A 22,080-nucleotide genomic window follows, 5' to 3' on the forward strand; every position below is an offset into this window, starting at 1 on the left:
CCTCCTAAAGGGTATTGATAAAATCTGTTATTTCATCAATAATTCCCTGCTTATCTGCTACATATTCTTTCGGTTCGAAATTATAAGCATTATTAACAGTTTCGTCAAGCTTACTTAAATCAGTACATGGTATAATATACCCCTGCTTATCAAACCTCTCCATAATTTGTACTTGATGATCATTATTTTGTTCCTTATATTGTCCAAGACGAGGTACAACAATAACTCTTTTTTTTAGCTTAAGTGCAGATACTATCGCCCCTACTCCAGCATGGGTAATAATTAAATCCGCAATTTCAATTTGATGATTTAATTCATCTTCAGTATAGTACTCTTGACCATTAATTCCTGAATAATCACCTTTTGTATATCCCAGCTGAACATACACTTCATTCTCATTAACAAAGTTAGAGTTAAGAATTGCATTTAAGAGACGATCAAATCTTTTATCTTGAGTTCCAAACATGACAAATATTCTCATTATTTTAGACCTCCTCGATATTTAGCTTTTGGATATAATTCCAACATTTCTTCCCATTGAACCAAAAATAAATCTGCAATTGGATAAACAAGCTTTCCAGATAAAGTTTTAGTAGTGATATTCGCAAACGTTTCGATAAAAATTACTTTTTTGCCAAATAATTTCGCAATGTAACAGATTGGTACAGTCGTATGCGCCCCTGTTGCAATAATAACATCTGGTTTAACTTTTAAATAAGCCTTAAAACTTTTAAAAATATTTATGGGGAAATTACACAAAAACTTAAATAAATGCTCCTTAGTTCCTGCTGGCATATACCAAGAACGAGATTTATTAGTTTTTTTGTACTCCTTCATCATCTCATGATCTTCCGTAATCAAAAATGAGTTGTACCGCTCCATCAGTTCACTTAATTCACACAACTCACTAAAATGCCCACCAGCAGAGGATGTAAAAATTACTCTAGTTTTTAAATCGTGAATATTGAAATTATTAAATTCTTTTAACCACTGCTTTTTTACATTTTGATAAGAAAAACGTTTAGCTTTTCTTATAGCATTATTTTGCAATGTTTTAGTTGTTTTGTTTAAAAGTTCAACTATTTTATTTGCCATCTCATCAAGATTACGATCTCTAATAATAAAACCATCTTTCCCATCTTCAATAATATCTAAAGAACCTTTCGCACTATCGAAAGACACACATGGAATACCATAACTCATTGCCTCCAATAAGACTAGACCAAAACTTTCATAATGTGATGTTGTAACAAACACACTTGTATTATTCATAATCTCATTTTTAGCTTCACCTACTGTATTTCCATGAAAAATTACTGAATTACTAATAGCTAATTGATCAGCCAATATACTTAATGAAGCTCTTTCTTCACCATCCCCCAAAATATTCAATTTAGCATCAGGATTTTGCTCCAATACCTTTTTAAATACCCTCAACATATCATCATAGGCTTTTTCTTTGGATAGTCGTCCCATTACTGTAATCTGATTTGTATTTAAAGAAACACGATTTCTTGGGATCTCATCGATACACAATGGTAAATAAATACACTGAGGTCCTGTTAAGTATTCTTTATAAAATTCATAGATTGATTTTGAGGCTGGAATAAATAAGTCAAACTTTTTAACAGCACGATATACTTTTTTAGGATATTTTGGATCACGATCTGGATGACAATGCTCCCATGCAATTAATAATTTGTTTTTCTGATGTTTTGAAAATGCTTTATCAAAAGCGAGGGTACTTGAAATAATTATATCAGCATCATTTACTTTCGCACATTGCCTAATTAAGCTCCGTTTCTTTAAAATTATTCTGAAAGCTTTGTACCCTTCCTTGATTATTTTAATAAATCGCTTATTTTTTAGAGCATACTTAAATTCTTCTTTATTTGGTTTTAAGTCTGTTGATAAATAGCTAACATTAACACGTTCATCAATATAAAAAGATGGCTCACACAATTTATATACATTTATAATTTCAACATCATAATTATCCACTAACATATTAGCAAGTGAGCAAATTGCCTTTTCAATTCCTCCAACCTGTAAATGTAATGATAATATAGATATTTTTTGTTTTGGACCATTATGTTGACTAATAATATCTTTTTTTGTCCTTAGCCGAGCAAAGCTACAAGCCCAATTAGCGGTTCTTTGCAACCTCTTTAGCTTATGAGCAGAATGTTTAAAACATGTTTTATGGTAATACATTTGAGAATCTTTTAAAACTCTTAGCTTACGATAATGATTAATATTTTTATCAATTGTTATTGAATGATTATGAATCACCTTAACATTATTTAAAACACAAGCATGCAATCCTGCATTCTTAGCTTTTGCACATAAAATATCTTCTTCATAGAAAAGAAACGTTCCTTCGTCTAAGAAACCTATTCTATCTATTAAGGCTTTTTTTATTCCAAAAAAACATCCCGAAATACAATCTACAGGAGTTGTTGCTCCTTTATAATATGAATTTCGATATTTAATCTTATTTTTGAACAACCTATTTACAATAGGATAATTATCATGAATATCATACGCAATCGTTCTTTGTTTCCAACCACGATTTATTGTCCCTTGTTCTTCAATAGTTGGACCGAATAAATGATAGTTAGTATCTGCATTCATATGTGCAATAAAATCCATTAGGTTTCGTTTATCAATAATAATATCAGGATTAGAAATAATATAATTATCGCACTCTTGTTCATAAAGATACTTTAATCCTGCATTATTACCAGCAGCATATCCTTCATTGGTATCTAACGCAATTAATTCAATATTTTTCAATTTCTTTAGTTGTTTTACTGAATCATCAGTTGAGCAATTATCAACCACACAAATAATATCTACAGCATTAAAAGTACTGATTTTTTCCACAAAATCAATTGTCTCAATTGCATCGTTATAGTTTAAGACAACAATTCCTGTTTTCATCTGATTGCCCTCCTACTTCTCTAATCCTAATATAGTGTAGTCATAAAATCGAGACGTTTTTTGAACTTCATTATTCAGTTCATTAAACCCTATCTCTTCCATTATTGTTTTTTTATCAGAAAATAAATTAGTTCCTAATCCCAATCTATTTCCTTCAATACTTGCCCCCATCGCCACTAACATTGTTGGATACATATCAATTGTGCTGAATAATCTATTCTTATTATTGACAGGTTCTACAACACTGTTAATAAAGCAATTATATGGTGTTCTAACATAATCAGTATCAATTCCCACAAAAAACTTTTCTGACATGCTATTATGATCACCAGTAATCACTATTGTTGTATTTTCATACCATTCTTGCGTTTTACACCAATTAATAAAGTCATTAATTTGTTTTGACTGGCATTCAATCACATTGGCATATTGATTTTTGTGAGTATTTTTACATTGATCACATAAATAGCCATCTGGTGTATGAGTATCAATAGTTGTAATTTCCATATTAAATGGTTTTTCTCCACTCGCTAACTTAGTAATATCTTTTTTAGCAAGCTCAAATAGTTTAGCATCTTCAATACCCCAAAAAACGAAATAATCTTCTGGTATTTCTTGGTTTTCCTTAAAACTATTATAGTCTCTGATTATATAATTGCCATGTTGTTTATAGAAATTTGAAGTTCCACCAAAGTTTGCATCAGAACCACACATGAATTCATTTATATATCCGTTCGCTTCCAATACTTCACCTAATGAATACCCACCAGGCAAAAAAGCTGTATCATTATCATACTTTTGACTTTTTATTGATAATTTTAAAGGAATACCCATATTTTGCGATACTTGAGAGGCAATAGTCCATTGAGTTCCATCAATAGTTCTACTTCCTCCAATGTTGTCATTGTTAGAAAAATTAATATTATTTTTTGCTAATTGTGACAGCTCAGGTATATAGTTAATTTCCTCTGCACCACCAAAGGTAGTATTGGCATATGTATTTTCCACTGATTCTAAATATAAATGAATAATATTACGCTTGCCATTATTAAAGCTAATTTTAGCAGTGCTTGGATCAACATAATATTTTTCATATATATCTGTTTCCTGTACTACGTTATTAATATAGCCATATATATCATAATTATAAATTGCAAAGATTAAAGAAATTATTATACATAAAATTCCTCCTTTGATAAAATGTTTTTTAATTGATTGAGATATTTTTTCATTATTTAGCTTACATAATCTATGAATATTAAAAATAAGAGCAACTATTAATGATCCTGCAACAATACTAATAGGTACCGCCCAAATGAACCAGTCTAAATAAATTCCATTGTCTGTGCCTTCCATAGGAACTTTTAAATGAAATATAATTTGATTTAATGTTTTTACTGAAAAAGTACGATTGCCCCATATTATTGATGTTACAATTAGACAGCCTAAAAAAATTAGAACAACGCCTACTATATACTTTTTTTCTATTGTTTTTATTTTTTTCATATGTACCTCATAAATAATTCCTTTCTATTTTATCATATCTAACTCTAATAATAAACAAAAGAAAAAGATTGAAATAATCACTATTATTTCAATCTACAATACTAGTAATATTAAATTTCCTATAGTAAGAATAGGTAAAATAACAATAATCATTAATACAACTTTAGTAATACGTTCGTTCATGTATAGTTTACTATTTTGAAAACAGATTAGCAATAAAAAAATAATCGGTATAAAATATCTCCCTTGCACCCCTTCAATCGTACTATACCCACTTGGTGTCCAAGCTAATGCCATAGCTAGCATTACAATTAAAATTATTGTCACAGCAATGAAAAAATAAAGTATCTTATGTTCGTGGGTAAATACATCATTATTTGATTTTTCAGAAAATGTGCTAATAATTAATATTATTCCCCAAATATTAATTATCCAATTTGGCATTAAAATATTTAGCCAACCCAACTCACTTCCAATGGCAGTATTGATATACCACATCCCTTTTTGAAGAAATGTATTCAAAAATAGAGAAAAAGTTGCAGGGATATCCCCAATTATTGCATTTAACGTATATGATGGCGTTCCAGCCCACGGAACAATTCCTGCACTAGAAACCGATTCAATTGCAGTAACTTGATTATTATTTGTAAATGAGTGATAGTTTAGTATCAAGATGCATATCACTACTATTAAAAAAATAACTATTTTTGTCTTTTTGGCTATCCTATCTCCACCAGGATTAAAGTATTTTGCGAGAATAGGAATAACTAATATAAAAGCATATGCTGAGCCTTTATTTGCTAGTAGAATTAATCCAGAAAACCCATATATTAGTATATCTATAAATTGAATTTCTTTTGCTTGATATACAAAAAACATACCATACGCTATACATATAAATGCTGATGAATTAACTACTGTATCATAAGATAAACTAAACATTTGTTGACAAGTCATTGGCAACATAGTGATTGTGAACATTAATAATTTCCCAAAGGGTATTTTTTTTATTGATAGATAGGTCAGCAGTATGTAAAATATAAAATTGAATAATCTCCCAAAGTAAACGGTTGTCACAACACCAAAATGCAATATTCTCGCAAAAGTAATTCCTAAAACAGCTGGAAAATATGCAAATAATTGAGTTATTCCAAAAGAGTCAATTTCTGTATGAATATACGCACTATTATCCGTTGAAATTATGTTATTATAAATAAAATCATAGTATCCCTTGGCTGGATTAATCACTTGTTTTGAAAGAAAATTTAATTCCGATTCTCTCATTGTAACTTTCCCATCAATTTCTTTACCTAGCAATTGACTAGATAAAGAAAACTCATTTTGCATATGTGCCCATTCATCTGGGACTATCCCTGGAGGAATTAATAATGTATAAATCAAGCCTATCGGTATTACACAAATTATAAATAATTTTTCAATTCTACTATTCTTTTGTAATATTTCTTTAGCCCCTAACAAAAGAACACTCATAACACATCCTAATACTATAATTTTAAACCCTATTAGGCCATCTATTGACCATAGCGTAGTAAAATAAAAAAATACAGTTATTATTATAATTGTAATAGTGATAGTTTTATTGTTCTTTATAAAACTATCACTTAATTTCTTATTCATATTATTAATACGGTGGATTTTAGCGTGTTTCATTATTTACTCCTAAAAATGCTAGCATTATATTAAAATACTAGCATTTATATTATTAATAATCAATTTCTTTTAAATATCTACTCAATGCATCTTGCCATGTTGGTAAACGTCCAAATCCATTTTTATCTAGCATAGCCTTAGACATTCTACTGTTATTTGGCCTCTTGGCTTTTGCAGGAAAAGCATTAGAATCAACTGGTGTTACTTCTACACTCATACCTGCTTGTTTAAAGATTTCACACGCAAATTCATACCAAGAACATAACCCTTCATTAGTAGCATGGTATATTCCATATTTATCAGTTTGAATCATATCAACAACTAATTTAGATAAATCATATGTATATGTTGGTGAACCGATTTGATCGTCAACAACACAAACAGCACCACGTTCTTTACCAAGTCGCAACATTGTTTTAATGAAGTTATTTCCATTAATACCAAATACCCAAGCAATCCTTACAATAAAGTGCTTAGGTAACGATTCTACAATAAGTTCGCCTTCATATTTAGTTTGACCATATACATTTAATGGATGTCTTTCATCATATTCCTTCCATTCAGTTTCACCTTGACCATCAAATACATAATCAGTTGAAAAATACATCATTGGAATATCTAATTCTTTACATATATTTGCAATGTTTCTTGTACCATCAACATTTACTTTAGTACATAATTCTACTTCATCCTCAGCTTTATCTACTGCTGTCCATGCAGCACAATGAATTACTGCATTATAATTACCAGACTTGATCACTTCTGCTACTTTTCCAGCATCTGTAATATCCATTTCCTCTACATCGACACCTACTGCTTCTATATTTCTGTTATTACATTCATTGACAATATCATGTCCTAATTGACCTTTAACGCCTGTAACCAATAATTTCATTTATTTTCTCCTCTCTGCTAATTTAGCTCTAACTCCATTAAAAATAGTATCTTTAGCAATAATAAGTAATAATAAATATATGATACCACCCACAAAAATTTCAATTAATGTACTCACAATTGACATACTTAAAAAATTAGAAATACCAAAAACAACTACAAACATTATTAAACTGAAAACCAAGTATCTAAACCCTTGCTTTAGTATAGAAAAAATATTAAAGTCCTTTCTAATAAACCATATTTGGGTTAACAATGCAACAAGTTCAGCAAAACTTGTCGCAATAGCCGCTCCTAAAGAACTGAACTGAGGAATCAAAATAAGATTTAAAATCAAATTAACAATTGCTGCAGCTATTATTGAAAATGTATACTCTCTCTGCCTCCCTAATGCTAATAAATATTGTGTCCCAGTAACTGCACTTAACCCAATAAAAATTATTATTGGAGAAATTAGCATAAGATTAGGAATTACTTTTTCGAATCCATTTCCATAAAACCATGGTACAAAACCAGGAGCTATTCCAATGATCCCTAGTACAAATGGAAAAGAGAACATTAAAATAAATTTTATAGACATTGTCATATAATTTTTTACCGTTTCCATATCATCCGTTGCGAATAAATTAGCAATTCTTGGCATCATTGCAGTACTTAAAGATGTTAATAAAGTTAAGACTGTTTTAATAATAATTTGTGACTGCTCATAATAAGCAACCTCTGAATTATTATCAGTAATAAGCCCAATCATAGTTTTATCTAATAAAGTATATAGTGAACTCGCAATTTGTGGTAAAAATAACATCACAGCCGGCTTTATATGTCTCTGAATATTCAGATTTTTCACATCATTCCTTTTAATATATTTAGGTATATAAAACCACATTGATATATTACCTAAAAGTAAAGTAATAGAATAAAACAATACATATAATGGTAAATCAGCACTAGATTTTACAAACATGAAAATTAAACTAACGCATACTATTCTAGCTAAAAAATTTCTTAACACTGTCTTTTTAAAGTCTTCCATTCCCTGAAAAAACCATGACACATCAAAAATGGAAGCGATAATATCCATTATTTGAATAATAAATATGTATGCATATTGACCTTCTCTAGCAAATGTAATATAAAATACAATCAAGCTAATTATAATTGTAACGGTTCTAAGGAAAACCAATTCACAAAAAACCCTATTTCTCTCTCCTATATTATTTTGACGATATGCAATTTCTCTTTGACCATATAAGTTTAATCCAATACATCCAAATAATATGAAATATTGTGTAATTGAATTGGTATATGCATATGTTCCAATTGCTTCTGCTCCTAAAACCCGGGAAACATATGGTGTTGTAATAATAGGTAAAACAATTAATAATAATTGATAGCTTAAATTATAAAGATAATTTTTTATAACCTTATTCATTTCACTCTCCTATTCTACTGTGTCTACATGGTCCAGTATCTCAACAAATTGATTGGCGGATTTTTCCCAACTTAATGATAAAATACTCTTATTAGCTCTAATAGTCATTTCCTCTAATTCAGCAGGGTTTTCAACATAATAAAGTATTTCTTTTTCTAAGTGCTTATAACTCAAATCACATAATATTGCTGTTTCTTTACTAAAAAAATAATCAAATGTCCCATCTTTAAATTCAATAACAGGTAATCCAGCTGCTATCATTTCATATGGAACTAATGAGATATTGGTTAATGAAGCCACCATACCAAAATCACATTCACAATATAATTCATGAAGTTGCTTTTTTGATAACTTTCCACACTCAATTCCATTATTTATACATATAGGCAAAGCATTTCCAAAATAATTTATTTCTAATTCAAAGCCTTTCAATTTCAAACTCTTTTTTAAATTGTCTAAAATTAAAGGGATTATAACTGGTAATCTTTTGGATTCCTCTTTTACATATACAGCCACTTTTATCTTTCTTTTTTCTTTTATTTTTTCAAAATTTCGTTTAACAAAAGTATACTCTGTTTTCTCATACGGAAATTCAATATAATCTATTTGACCTTTGACATCACAGCTTTTAACAACTGTATCTACATTCCATTTACCTAAACTGACAATGTGAAGTCCTAACTCATAAGTTTTTTTGGATAATAAATAACGTTCACCCATCTCAAAGAATATAGGTTCAAAATCTTGGACAAAATACATCTTATAAGCATCAAAATCCATTATTCTATATACCGTCCGCCACTCAGTCGCTACTATAATATCAAAATCATTTTTATTCGTTTTATTTAATGGCAAACATTCACCTTCGTAATTACTTAAATTAAACTTTGCGGCTTCTACCATATCCTTTTCATTATCATTAAACATTGATATGTATGTTAATTGATATCCTAATTTTGATAGATTAGTTCCTAATCTGAGTATTGACGTAACTCCACCAGAAGATTTAACAAGATGGGGTAATAATATACCTATTTTTTTTCCACCATTATAATTATTCTCAACTATATCAAAATCACAATTGTCTATTATAGGTTTATAATCTATAATATTGTTTCGATATCTAGTTTTTTGAATAATCTTTGTACCCAAATCCAATATATACTTTTTCATATCAAACCTCCTGCTTAAATTTTTTTAACAACACAAATTTTAATGATTTATATTTCTTTATCATTACCAGTTTATAAGCTAATATTTGATACAGATACATTATATAGTCTTCCTTATAATACTCTTTTAAATCATGATTGAGTATACATAATCTCTTATAGGAAGCTTCTAGACTATTTGACTCCATTGAAAAATCTTGTTTTAAAACATTATCATTCATAACGAGTATATTCTTTTTAACCCTATTCATTTCTCTCATAAAATCATGATCTAAATAATCTAAAAATATATTTTCATTATATTTATAATCTTTATAGATTTCACTCTTTATAACCATTCCACTATTAATTGCTGAAATAGGTTTATTAATTAGCTCTTCTAAATTTTTAACCTCTACACACCTTTTTTTCTTAAATTGACATGGCGATAAAATTCTAGTACTTGTTTTAACTACCGGTAAGAGAATATCTGCATTTGACATATTTATATAAGAAAGAACTTTATCAAAATATTTCTTACCCATATCAGTATCATCATCAAACAAACAAATATATCGATTATCCTTGTTTATTACTTGAATAGCTGCATTATATGCTTTACTCAAGCCATTATTACCACCCATATTTATATAAATATTCCCATCATTCTTTACTATTTCTTCATTGCCATAATCACTAGTACTATTATCACATACAATGATTTTTACACTACTATCCTTTGCTCTATTGTAGCTAATGGAATCTTGACAGGATGTATTGTACACAACTATAACCACATATAAATCATTAATATTATATTCTTTCAAAAATGTTCTCCTCCATCTTATTTACCTTTACAATATATTTTAGTAAATATACTTACTAATCCAATTTTAGATAAAAAGTTAAATATGCTTATAATTAATCTGTTTTTAAATGGTTCGCTTTTTATCTTTTTAGAATAAAATGGTATAGAAAGTTTATATCCTTGATTCTTTAGCCATTCAAATAAACGCTTATATTCTTCCATGAATCTTTGTGGTGTCGCATCAACACCAGAAAATAATAAATACCATATGATATGTCTTGTTACAAAATAATTCAAATATTCATCTTTTTCTTTATATAGCTTATCAATCTCATTTAGAACAACTAGGACATCACATTCTGGTTTTAAACCACGTTGCTTGACGTTTGATACACTTTCATCGTTATAATACCAATTATAACCAACATAATCCAGACCATGAATTTTATTAGTATATAAATATGCATTCATATTAAAATACGTATCTTCTCCAATATAGGTCTTTAAAAACCTAACATTATTTTCTACTAAAAAATTTCTTCTAAATATTCTTGCCCATGGTGCTGTAATTCGGTATTTAGTCCATTCATCATCATATGCAGGAATAGTAAATAAAACTTTATCAAAGTTAGCTCGACGATACCCCGTTATTACAATATCACTATCAGTTTTTTCAATCTCATTTAAAAGAACTTCAACATAATCATTATCTATAAAATCATCATTATCCATAAACATGATGTATTCAGTATCAGCTTCTTTAATTCCACGATGTCTAGTTTCAACCACTCCCATATTTTCATGAGTTAAAACTTTAAAAATATCTGGATAACGATTAGCATACTCAGTTATTCTTATTAATGAATCGTCAGTTGAGCCGTCATTAATTAGTAGCACTTTAAAATCTCTACTAGTTTGTTTCAGAATACTCTGTATACAATGCTCAATATTAGCACCTGCATTGTATACAGGTATTATAATTGTAACTTTTTTATCCATTATTTTTTTCCTCATTAACTATTTTTTTCTTTAGCATTGAAACTTCTTGAATTAGTAACGTAATTTTTGTTGCTTGCCCTGATACAATCACAGTTAAAGCTATGCACATTGCAAATAATAAAAATATAAGTATTCCAACCAGCATATTGGACATAGATATAAAACCTATTCTAGTAGATATTAGCACTATAAAATTTGGAAAAATCCCTACAACTAACAAGATTACTGCTACAATAAACCACAAAATAGAAAATTTTACTGGTATTCTTCCCCTTCTTAATAATTGTAATGTTACTAAGAATATTAATAAACCTGTTCCTAGAACTAAAAGTACTGTTCCAAAACTCATTATTTCCACCTCCTAATTCCGACAACAAAAACCGAAAGTATAATATTTACCATGAAGTATACATTTTTCCATGAATTTATTGATGAAATTCCAGCCTCTCTCTCATGCATCTTTACTGGTATTTCTTGTATTCGTACGCCCTTTTTTAGTAATTCTGTATTTGTTATTGGTTCAGGATATTCCACCGGATAAGATAACGCAAAGTCTAAAATAACCCGCCGATTAGCTGCTCTAAAGCCAGATGTTATATCGTGTATTCTTTTTCCAGTAATAAACTTTATCATATTTGAAATTATTCTAATACCTATCCTTCTAGCAAAACTTGACTTAAACTCACTAGAGCTTTTATCAATAAATCTTGACCCAATTACAAAATCTGCTGAATCATTATACAATGGTTCTAAAATATCCTTAATACACGAAACTTCATGTTGCCCATCACCATCGAATTGAATAGCGAAATCATATCCGTTGTCTCGCGCATATTTATACCCAGTCTGTACTGCTCCACCTATACCAAGATTATGGATCAAATTAACTACAGGTATATTATTTATTTCACAAATATGCTTAGTATCATCTGTTGATCCATCATTAATCACAATTACATCATAATTAGTTCCAAACTCATTATTGTAATTACAAATATTCAGATAAACCTCTGCAATGCTTTTCTCTTCATTATAGGCAGGTATTATTATAAGAATTTTTTGCTCCATCATTATTCTCCTCATATGTGATAATCTCTTTGCATTATAACAAATCTAAATAAATGTGTAAATGAAACCTTGATTATAAACCCAATCTATATTAAAAACGGGAAAGTAACAAACTAACCCGTAAAATCAACAATAAATGCATTGTAATTAAAAATTATAAACCAGTAATAAAATTATATAATTAAGTAAAATTATGTCGATAAAAGAAAATATTGTTGAATTCTTAATAGTCAATATTTTTTTCCTAAATGAAAATATCATTATTGTTGGTAAAATTAATGGTATAAAATACCTTCCTTGTACTCCTTCTACGTATGACAATTGATATCCTGACCATGCAAAATATAGAGCACCAAAAATTCCCGCAATAACTGTTAACACTATTAAAAAATAAAATATTCTTTCTTTTTTCTTAAAATTACTTTCTTCCGTCAGTATTAGCCCACCTGCCATGATTAAATAGGCATATTGAAATATTGTATGCATTTTTATAGAAAAGTATCCAAAATAACCAACTAACGAATCGATATAAAAGACGATTTTTTCTTTAAAAGTATTTTTTGCAATTGAAAATATTTCTAATGGATTATTTAATATATACGTAAAATTTGATTGTTCATTTCCACTATTTGAAACTACAGAAGTGGTCAACGCCCCTATACTCATAACCTTTGATAATAACAACGTCGATAGATATGTAGCAAATAAAACAATAAAAATACTTGCTGTCTTTTTTACACTATTATTAAACTTATAAGATGGTATAAAGAAGTATAAAACTCCTAATAATGCATATGGTAATTTTATACTAATTATCATAAATAGCATTATCACTGAAATAGACAAATATCTTTTATTTATCTTATTTTCTTTATCATATATCATTTTTAGACATGTTGCTATAAATAGCAATATACATGCATTTAATAATCCATCGTACGAATATGAAATCATTGATTGAATAGACATCGGCATCAATGCAACTATAAGCATCGTATTTTTGAACTTAGGAGTTAATTTAATTGCATAGTAGGTGAGAAGAAAATTTATTCCTAAGCAGACTAATCTGCCTGTGTAAAATAAAACTAATGGTGAGTTCGTAAAACAGTCAACTAACCTTAAAATAATAGAAGGTAATAAATAAGCGACCATTACAGCACTTCCACCTATACTTGAATTATATCTTTTTTCAATATTTCGCCCCTCTACCATGCTATCACCTATCAATCCAACATCCGTGACTGCATCAGTTGCTTCTGCTCTACTATAATTAACATCATCTAAGTTGTCTGGTACAATTATCTCTCTGCTTCCCAAATTTTCTGATGGTGTTTTTGAAAAATTATATTGAGATAATTGTAGAGTCCTTAAATAATGCAATCTCTCGTCGGGAACTTGATATGGTGGCGTTAATATAGTTGCAAACGCAATAAAAATTAAAGCTAATATCAAAAACTTTTCATGTATTATTTTTCTTTCATTAACAATCTTCATCAAAATAAAAAACAATATAATCATTCCAATGATTATAAAAGTGCTTATGTTCAAAGGACTTTTGCTTACCTTATACGCTACCGCTATATCCCCATTTTCCTCATTACACAAAACAGTTATATTATTACTAGTATCTGTTTTAATTGGTGATATTTTCACGGTATAATCTTTTAGACGCTTACTATCTATTGTATCATTGAGATAAAAATCCTCATACTCATTATCACCAAATTTTTTTGTATTGAAATTTGTTTCATATACTACATTATTTTTGTCCATTACCGATAAAGTATAATCTGAATCATTTATTCTATCATATGTTGCAAATTTAATACTTAAGATATCAAAATCTTGATCAACATTTTTTCTATCTAGGCTAAATTCTATTGGTTCTTTATATATAGCCCCTACATTACTCGAATATAAATGATTATTTCTATATATAACACTATTATTATTTGCTGCATACTCATTAAATATAATTATAAATGAACAGATTAAAAATATAACAAGCAAAAAGTTTTTAGGAAAAAATTTTAAAATACTACTTGCAAAAGATTTATCCCTATATATTTGCCATTGATAACTTATTTTTTTTAAACCATTAAATATTTGCGACAAAATATTTTTAAACTTCATCCCTAACTCCTTATATTTTTTTTAATCTAAACGCTTTTTCTTTTGAAAGGTTTACATTATAATATCTATCATTCCCTATATGCATTTTATTCTTTCTTTGAAAAATTTTCTCTTGCTCAATATCTGAACTTCTTTTGTATGCTGTATTAATAACTTCTACTTGTGGTAAAACAACATTTCTCAAACCATCCTCTAACAATCTCAAACATAAATCATATAGCGAAAAATCTAAATTAAAATCGGTATCTAAATTATGTATTTTTTCTTTTGAAACACACATTAAATGACTACTTACTATAGAATAATTATATGGTACTAATAGCCTACCATAATTCCCATAATCATTTCTACTAGTACATTCATAAGCATTTATAAATAAAGATTGCTCGCTTAATATAACTCCAGCATTTCTTACAATCTTATTTTTATCCATAACTTTACAACCAACAGCACCTATTTCATTTTGTTTTGCATAGCCAACCATCAAGTTAATCCAATCATATGTCTCAAAATTACAATACTCATTTGCAAATATTACGTATTCACCATCACTTGCTTGAATAATATTATTTACTGTCTCAATAACATTTTTCTCATTAATAAAAAGCTTAACACTGTGATTAAAATTTGTATCTATTTTCAATGGTTTGTTATCTTTATTTATAATATTTACAACAAAATTTTTATAAGCATTATCAGTATATACTGATCTTAAAAAATTATTTAATGATGTGTTATTACCTTCAAAAACAACAAGAATATCTACTTTTGGTTCATTTTCGAAAATATATTCAACAAAGTATTGTGTACTAATAATATTATCTATCTTAACCGAAATAGCTTTTTGTTTAAAATAATCCTCTAATGCACGTTTTCCTGCTTCCCCAGCATAGTTTTTAGCACCATCCCCACCTACAGCTGTTGAACCTGGAATCATTCTCCAATGATATAGAATTTTAGGTATATGATAAATTTTATCAGTTTCATTTGATACTCTCAAAAATAAATCAAAATCTTGTGCACCTTCATACCCAACTCGAAAACCACCGATTTTTTCAATTATATTTTTTCTAATAACACTAAAGTGACAGATATAATTCCCACCATATAATGTATCTAACGAAAAATCAGGTTTAAAATGTGGATCACTTCTTTTTCCACCCATGTCTATTTTATCTTCATCGGTATATATAAAATCTATATTTTTATCCTCATTTAATATATTAACTACTTCATTTAATGCATGCGGATCTAACGTATCATCATTATCCATCAATCCTATAAATTCACCACTTGCTAAAGATAAAGCAGAATTTGTTGCTCTAGAAATATGCCCATTTTCTTCTCTAAAAATAACTTTTATCCTATTATCTTTATTTTTATAAGCTTTTAGTGTTTCAATTGTATCAATATTAGTTGAACAGTCATCAGCAATACAAATTTCAAAATTTTGATATGTTTGTTTCAAAATGGATTCTATACAATAACTCAAGTACTTTCCAGGAACATTATAAACTGGCATAACTATAGATATTTTAGGCTGATAATTAAAATTTTTCACTTCAACAAATCTATCGTTATTTTTTAGCCACTCATTATATTCATTCTCATTTTGCATATTTAACGTTCCCTTATTGAATTTTATTATTTCCCTCTTTAATGGATCATATATAATTCCAAAGACCTTATTAATAAATATACCTCTAGGTTTATATTTTTGCCATACTCTTTTTATAAAATTAGAACGAACAACTTTAACTTTAATATCTAATTCATCATTACATAAGTATACTTTATATACTGTATGTTTTTTTAAAGGTATTTTATAATCAAATGATACTATTCTAGATCTAATTTTTTTTATTTCTTTCACTAAAATTTCATCAGGTGATTTAATTTTAATATGGTTAATTGTTGAATCCGCCCAACCTCGTATAACTAATGTTGGATTCATAATACCACATACTTCACATTCTTCTATTCTATACTTCATTACTATGACTCACCACCTAATCAATGTTCCTATTTAACATATACAAACCTAACTTACTTAAATTTTTATTGTAATATGGATCACATTCAATATACTTAGCCCACTTCTTATGCATATAATTATTCTCTGCCAAGAATTGTTTATACTTTTCACTAGTTGAATCAAGTCCTCTGCTTTTTGACTCATAATGAATTAATTCAACTTGCGGAATAAATAAATTATAATATCCTGCATCTAGTAATTTTAAATTAAAATCAACATCATTATATGCAACCTTTAATGTCTCATCTAGTCCCCCAACTTGTATATATTTTTTTCGTTCTACTGCTAAACAAGCTGCCGTTACAGCTGAATAATTATAAGGTATTTTTAAACGCCCATATACTCCCTCATCATCCCTAGGATGACTAATAAAAGCATGAGCAGCCACCGCATTCCCTACTCCGAGCAAAACTCCACCATGTTGAATCGTCATATCTGGATATAATAATTTTGCTCCAACTGCTCCGATATGTTTCTGTATTGCATAAGATACCATCAATTTTAACCAGTTTGGCGTAAGTACTTCTGTATCGTTATTAAGAAGTACTAATACATCTGACTTGCATGTATTTACTGCTAAATTATTTATTGCAGAATAATTAAACTCCATATCAGCTTTAATAACTCTAAAATTTTCATATCTCATTTGATATTTTTCAAACAATTCCATAGTTTCTTGCTTTTCACTTCTATTATCCACAATTACAACTTCAAAATTACTATAATTTGTTAATTTGTAAATAGATTCTAAGCACTTTTCTGTCACATCTGCAAAATCTCTAGTTGGGACAATAATAGATACACTTGGTTCTGTATCTAATACATACTCAATCCCATAAACTGTACTATTCCCTAAACTTTTAACATTTGCTTTTACGCCTCGCCTTTTTAGGGTACTCTCTATAGTTTCTATTCCCTTTTTCACTGCATAAGCTTTATTATCAACTGATAAAGATGTTGAGCCCTCAATCATTCTCCAATGATATAAGATTTTTGGGATGTGATATATATTCTTTGTTTTTTCAGTTATTCGTAAAAATAAATCATGGTCCTGGACTCCTTCTAGACCAACTGTGAAACCACCAACTTCTCTAACTAATGAAGTCCGCAAAACTGCAAGATGACAAATATAATTTATACCTAATAAAGTATCTGGTGCAAAATCAGACTTAAAGTGCGGCTCACATCTTTCACCCCGCAAATCTAATTTGTCTTCATCACTATAAATGAAATCAGCATCTTTATGTTTATTTAATAAAGCTACATTTTCATATAAAGCATTTGGTGCTAGCGTATCATCATTATCAACTAAACAAATAAACTCACCACGTGCAATTTCAAGTGCATCATTTGAAGCCTTTGAAATATGTCCGTTAATTAACCTAGTTTTAACTACTATACGAGTATCTTTATTTTCATATTCTTTTAACGTGTTAATCGTTTCCAGATTTGTTGAACAATCATCAACTATACATACTTCATAATTTTGATATGTTTGATTTAAAATCGAATCTAAACACTCTGATAAAAATTTTCTCTCAACATTATAAACTGGTATAAGGATTGATATTAAGGGATTATATTCCTGTTCTTTATCAATATTATTTTTCTCAAATTTCTGAATCCATTTATGATAATCATCTTGAATAAACGGATTCCATAATATCTCACCTCGTTCCTTCACTCGACTAAAAAAACGAATAAAATATTTTCTCCATAATGTTGGAGGAATCATCATCCTATGTTCACGCCATAAAAATCTCATACCTCGCCCAAATACAATAATTGATCTATTTATTATAGAAAAAATCTTTTTAAATAAACTTCTAATTTTAAAAGCATAAGAAATTTTTAATCTATAAACATCTATCAGACATTTACCGCTTAAACAACAAACTCTTATCTCTTTACAATCTTTAGGAATTTCTAATTCAATTTGAATATCCCCATCATCTGATATCATTTTTTTATTATAAGCAATTTCTATATCATTACTATAAACAAAGAGTTCATTATTTTCTTTTAAATTAGCTAGTATAATTTTTAAATATTGAACCTTTATACCCGTGATTTCATCATTAATAAAAGTCGGTGTTTTTTTAGTTGAGTCAACAAAGTTTGTAACTCCCATTTTATACCTCCTCAGCAAACCCTTTTTCTAGTTTTCTAAATATTGCTAACCCTCCAAAAAAACAGATAGCCGCAAATATAACAATATAAACTGTAGCTCCTAAATTTGGTACATTGTGATACATAAAGATATCTCGGTAAATAACCATTAGATGTTTAAAAGGATTTAAATTAATAATTTTCATTAAAATTGACGGAAAGTCTTTAAATGTACTCAAATCATATAAAATTGGCGTTCCATAAAATAACATATTAATAAAAAACTGTACTATATATTCTGTATCCTTAATATACACATTAATTGCACTCAAACCTAAAATCAATCCCATAGTTATAAAGTATTGAATTAATGCAAATACTGGAAATAGGATTAGATGCCATGAAATACCTACCCCACCAAATATACAAAATAATAACATTATTATTGACGATATGAAAAAGTTAACAAGCCCACTTGTTGCAACAGAAATAGGCAGAATTTCTCTTGGAAAGTACACTTTTTTTATAATTCCCTCATTCACTCTAATAGTCATAATACCTTGATTCATAGTTGTCGTAAAAAAATTCCAAGGAATCACCCCAATAACAAGATATATCAAATAATTATCAACAGTATTTCTAAACAAAAAAGGAAAGACTAAAAAATAAACCATTACCATTAACAAAGGGTTTAAAAATGACCACAAAACTCCTAAAACAGAACCTTTGTACTTACCACGAATTTCTTTTTTAATATTTGATTTTAACAATTCCCTATATTGATATAAATTTTCAATTAATTTCATAATTTTACCTACTTTTATCCTTAAGAATTACTTGTACTTGTTTATTTGCAATTATATTATCTCCATCACTAACTTTTACATAAATGATATGATTTCCCTCTAATCCCTTTACAGGCACATTAATTTCCCATCCTGCTTGAGCATTCATGCTTGCTCCGCCATTAGCTTCTTGATAATGCATAAGAACATCATTTCTTTTATGCCTACTTGCACGACCAATATATTTATTATCCATATAAACATCTACATTAGTTGTAAAAGTATTACTTACTTCCCAACCTGATACTACAATATTACTGCTATTATCTTTTTCTTCAAACTCCGTTGGTGTTTCAATTGTTAAGATACAGTTAATTGTTTCTGGTACATAATCTTTAACTTGATTGGCATGATCCTTAACTACTTGATCAAGATATTTATCAATTACAATATTTGGATTTCCATCCGCCTTTACTTCACCGTTATAAATCCAAACCGCTCTTGTACATAATTTTTTAATCATATCTAAGCTATGAGAAACAATAACAATTGTTTTATCACTATCTCTCAACTCTTTCAACTTCGAAAAACACTTATCTTGAAAGTGTTGATCTCCAACTGCCAAAATCTCATCTATTAATAATATTTCAGCATCAACATTTATTGCTACTGAAAAAGCTAAACGCATGTACATTCCTGACGAATAAGTCCTAACTGGATTATCAATAAAACTTCCTAATTCAGAAAACTCTATTATTTCATCAATTCGTTTTTCTATTTCAAATTTAGTCAATCCAAAAATAGATGCATTAAAATATATATTTTCTCTACCTGTAAAATCAGGATGAAAACCCGCTCCAAGTTCTAATAGCGAAGTTAATTTCCCGGCAGTTTCTAATTTTCCTTTTGTAGGATATAATATTCTTGTCATTAATTTTAAAAGTGTAGATTTTCCACTTCCATTTGTCCCCACTAAAGCAACAGTATCACCTTTCTTAATATCTAGATTTATATTTTTCAGAACATGATGCCATTCAGGCTTTGATCTATTCCAAAAAACTAACCGTTCCTTTAAAGTTGTTGGTTTGTCATAAATAAGCTTGAAATCTTTACTCATATCTCTTATTTCTATTGCATTTTCTATATTTTCCATAAAATCCACCTTTATAAATATACTTTTATAGTTTTAGTTAGACTCTTCATAATTCACTGCATTTTACTGCATTTTTTTAATTTTTGCAAGCATACCCTCTATATATACAGCCTTTCATATTTTTTGCTAAATTATTTATAAGCAAAGATTTTTAATGATAATTTAATTAAATTATTACCATAAAAATCCAATTTATAAATTACTTCATTGATTATAATACCATAAACCTACACTAAACACTAACTTATTTATTTTATTTCTAAAAGTTGTAAAAAAGGGAGCTCTAAAGTGAGTGCAAAGTTTACCCACCTAAACAAGTAAGCCACTTTTTCATTATAGAAAATAGCATATGCGATGATATGGGAGGGCAAAAATAAAGATAATAACTCCTATTCAATTAGAAAAAATCAACCTTTTTAGCATTATATTAATTGAAATTGTTTAGATGTTATAGCTATTTTTTATTGTAAAAACGTATTAAAAATTAGTATTGGTCACATCTAAGCGTAAATTACTAATATAGTCACGAGTACTACCATTAAATATGATCGATTGTTGCATTCTTGGATAAACTCTTATAAAAAAGCTATAATATAGTAGAAAAAAAGGAAATCAGCTACCGAAAAAAAGAAATGAAAGCTGTATATCCAAATAACAAAAGTTCAATTATCTAACAAAAAAATGAAGAAATATTAAGTCTTAAGACAAAGAATGAGTACATAAGAAAATTACATACTGTAGTTCATACATGAAAACACGACAACCAAAGAAAAAGGTAAAAATTGTAAATAAATCGTATTGTTATTACCCATCAAAGATTATTCTAAATATTTCCAGTGTTAAGAATCAATACACTACTATAAAATGAATAATGGTTCTCAGAATACCAAAATTATGGATACCATAGATCTTCTTTAGATTTGTCTAACATAGAATTTAAGGCTAATCATAAAAAGTTAAAAGGTTGATGTCACACTATTACAATGAAAGCTAAATATAAATTCATATAGAGGAGATATGATTAGAACAGTTATAAATTTTTACTATAGTCGATGAAGAAAATTATAAAATCTATTATGTAAAAAACTTTAATATAGCCAAATGTACTGAGGTATGACCCACAGATTTATTAGAAGTTCATATAGTTGATAGTAAACTGTATCAATACTCTGTTATAAATTTATATAATCACGAAATGGTATTATTTAATATATCGATACAAACTTTGAACAAGCAGAAGATATGTTAGTAAAATATTTAAAAAGTATGTTGATTTAACTAGATTAATATATCATTTTGATTAAGTATAGCAATATCAAATATAATTGTATCACAAAATACTGAAGGAAAACATTTAATGAACCAAATTCTTTTGATAAGAGTTATAGTTCTA

16 protein-coding genes are annotated in these 22,080 nt (G+C 28.2%); all 16 read right to left on the reverse strand.

Annotated elements, in window-relative coordinates; all coding sequences use genetic code 11:
• Nucleotides 1-4: 4 nt before the first annotated feature.
• On the reverse strand, nt 5-481 hold the full coding sequence (gene pssE, locus KSU54_RS06210; protein ID WP_009300456.1) for a PssE/Cps14G family polysaccharide biosynthesis glycosyltransferase: 477 nt from the start codon (nt 479-481) through the stop codon (nt 5-7).
• Nucleotides 481-2,943: a PssD/Cps14F family polysaccharide biosynthesis glycosyltransferase gene (pssD, locus tag KSU54_RS06215; RefSeq protein WP_003535336.1), complete on the reverse strand. Its 2,463-nt coding sequence runs from the start codon at nt 2,941-2,943 to the stop codon at nt 481-483. The genes pssE and pssD overlap by 1 nt, the downstream gene beginning before the upstream one ends.
• Nucleotides 2,944-2,955: 12 nt before the next feature.
• Nucleotides 2,956-4,449, reverse strand: coding sequence for an LTA synthase family protein (locus KSU54_RS06220; protein ID WP_117792044.1), 1,494 nt, complete (start codon nt 4,447-4,449; stop codon nt 2,956-2,958).
• 93 nt (nt 4,450-4,542) lie between these two features.
• Nucleotides 4,543-6,120, reverse strand: coding sequence for a DUF2142 domain-containing protein (locus KSU54_RS06225; RefSeq protein WP_009010066.1), 1,578 nt, complete (start codon nt 6,118-6,120; stop codon nt 4,543-4,545).
• Between the two features lie 52 nt (nt 6,121-6,172).
• A complete protein-coding gene (rfbD, locus tag KSU54_RS06230) occupies nt 6,173-7,015 on the reverse strand; it encodes a dTDP-4-dehydrorhamnose reductase (RefSeq protein ID WP_009010065.1) in 843 nt (280 codons plus the stop codon).
• Entirely contained in the window at nt 7,016-8,446 is a 1,431-nt protein-coding gene (locus KSU54_RS06235; protein ID WP_009300449.1) for a flippase, read from the reverse strand.
• A 9-nt stretch (nt 8,447-8,455) separates the two neighbouring features.
• A complete protein-coding gene (locus KSU54_RS06240) occupies nt 8,456-9,619 on the reverse strand; it encodes a glycosyltransferase (protein WP_009010063.1) in 1,164 nt (387 codons plus the stop codon).
• A 1-nt stretch (nt 9,620) separates the two neighbouring features.
• Nucleotides 9,621-10,424, reverse strand: coding sequence for a glycosyltransferase (locus KSU54_RS06245; RefSeq protein ID WP_009010062.1), 804 nt, complete (start codon nt 10,422-10,424; stop codon nt 9,621-9,623).
• A gap of 17 nt (nt 10,425-10,441) precedes the next feature.
• Entirely contained in the window at nt 10,442-11,404 is a 963-nt protein-coding gene (locus KSU54_RS06250) for a glycosyltransferase family 2 protein (protein WP_022007381.1), read from the reverse strand.
• A complete protein-coding gene (locus KSU54_RS06255; RefSeq protein WP_003535362.1) occupies nt 11,397-11,753 on the reverse strand; it encodes a DUF2304 domain-containing protein in 357 nt (118 codons plus the stop codon). Before KSU54_RS06255 ends, KSU54_RS06250 begins: the two co-directional genes overlap by 8 nt.
• Nucleotides 11,753-12,472, reverse strand: a complete 720-nt coding sequence (locus KSU54_RS06260; RefSeq protein ID WP_009010060.1) for a glycosyltransferase family 2 protein — start codon at nt 12,470-12,472, stop codon at nt 11,753-11,755. The genes KSU54_RS06255 and KSU54_RS06260 overlap by 1 nt, the downstream gene beginning before the upstream one ends.
• A gap of 147 nt (nt 12,473-12,619) precedes the next feature.
• Nucleotides 12,620-14,605, reverse strand: a complete 1,986-nt coding sequence (locus tag KSU54_RS06265; RefSeq protein WP_003535364.1) for a DUF2142 domain-containing protein — start codon at nt 14,603-14,605, stop codon at nt 12,620-12,622.
• Nucleotides 14,606-14,615: 10 nt separating this feature from the next.
• Nucleotides 14,616-16,598 (reverse strand): glycosyltransferase family 2 protein, encoded by a 1,983-nt coding sequence (locus tag KSU54_RS06270; RefSeq protein ID WP_009010058.1) that lies wholly within the window; start codon nt 16,596-16,598, stop codon nt 14,616-14,618.
• A gap of 16 nt (nt 16,599-16,614) precedes the next feature.
• Nucleotides 16,615-18,771: a glycosyltransferase family 2 protein gene (locus KSU54_RS06275; protein WP_003535366.1), complete on the reverse strand. Its 2,157-nt coding sequence runs from the start codon at nt 18,769-18,771 to the stop codon at nt 16,615-16,617.
• A 1-nt stretch (nt 18,772) separates the two neighbouring features.
• A complete protein-coding gene (locus KSU54_RS06280) occupies nt 18,773-19,555 on the reverse strand; it encodes an ABC transporter permease (RefSeq protein ID WP_003535368.1) in 783 nt (260 codons plus the stop codon).
• 4 nt (nt 19,556-19,559) lie between these two features.
• Nucleotides 19,560-20,687: an ABC transporter ATP-binding protein gene (locus KSU54_RS06285; RefSeq protein ID WP_003535370.1), complete on the reverse strand. Its 1,128-nt coding sequence runs from the start codon at nt 20,685-20,687 to the stop codon at nt 19,560-19,562.
• Nucleotides 20,688-22,080 lie beyond the last annotated feature (1,393 nt).

Source organism: Erysipelatoclostridium sp. MSK.23.31, assembly GCF_019125875.1.
GTDB classification, from domain to species: Bacteria; Bacillota_I; Bacilli_A; order Erysipelotrichales; family Coprobacillaceae; genus Thomasclavelia; species Thomasclavelia ramosa.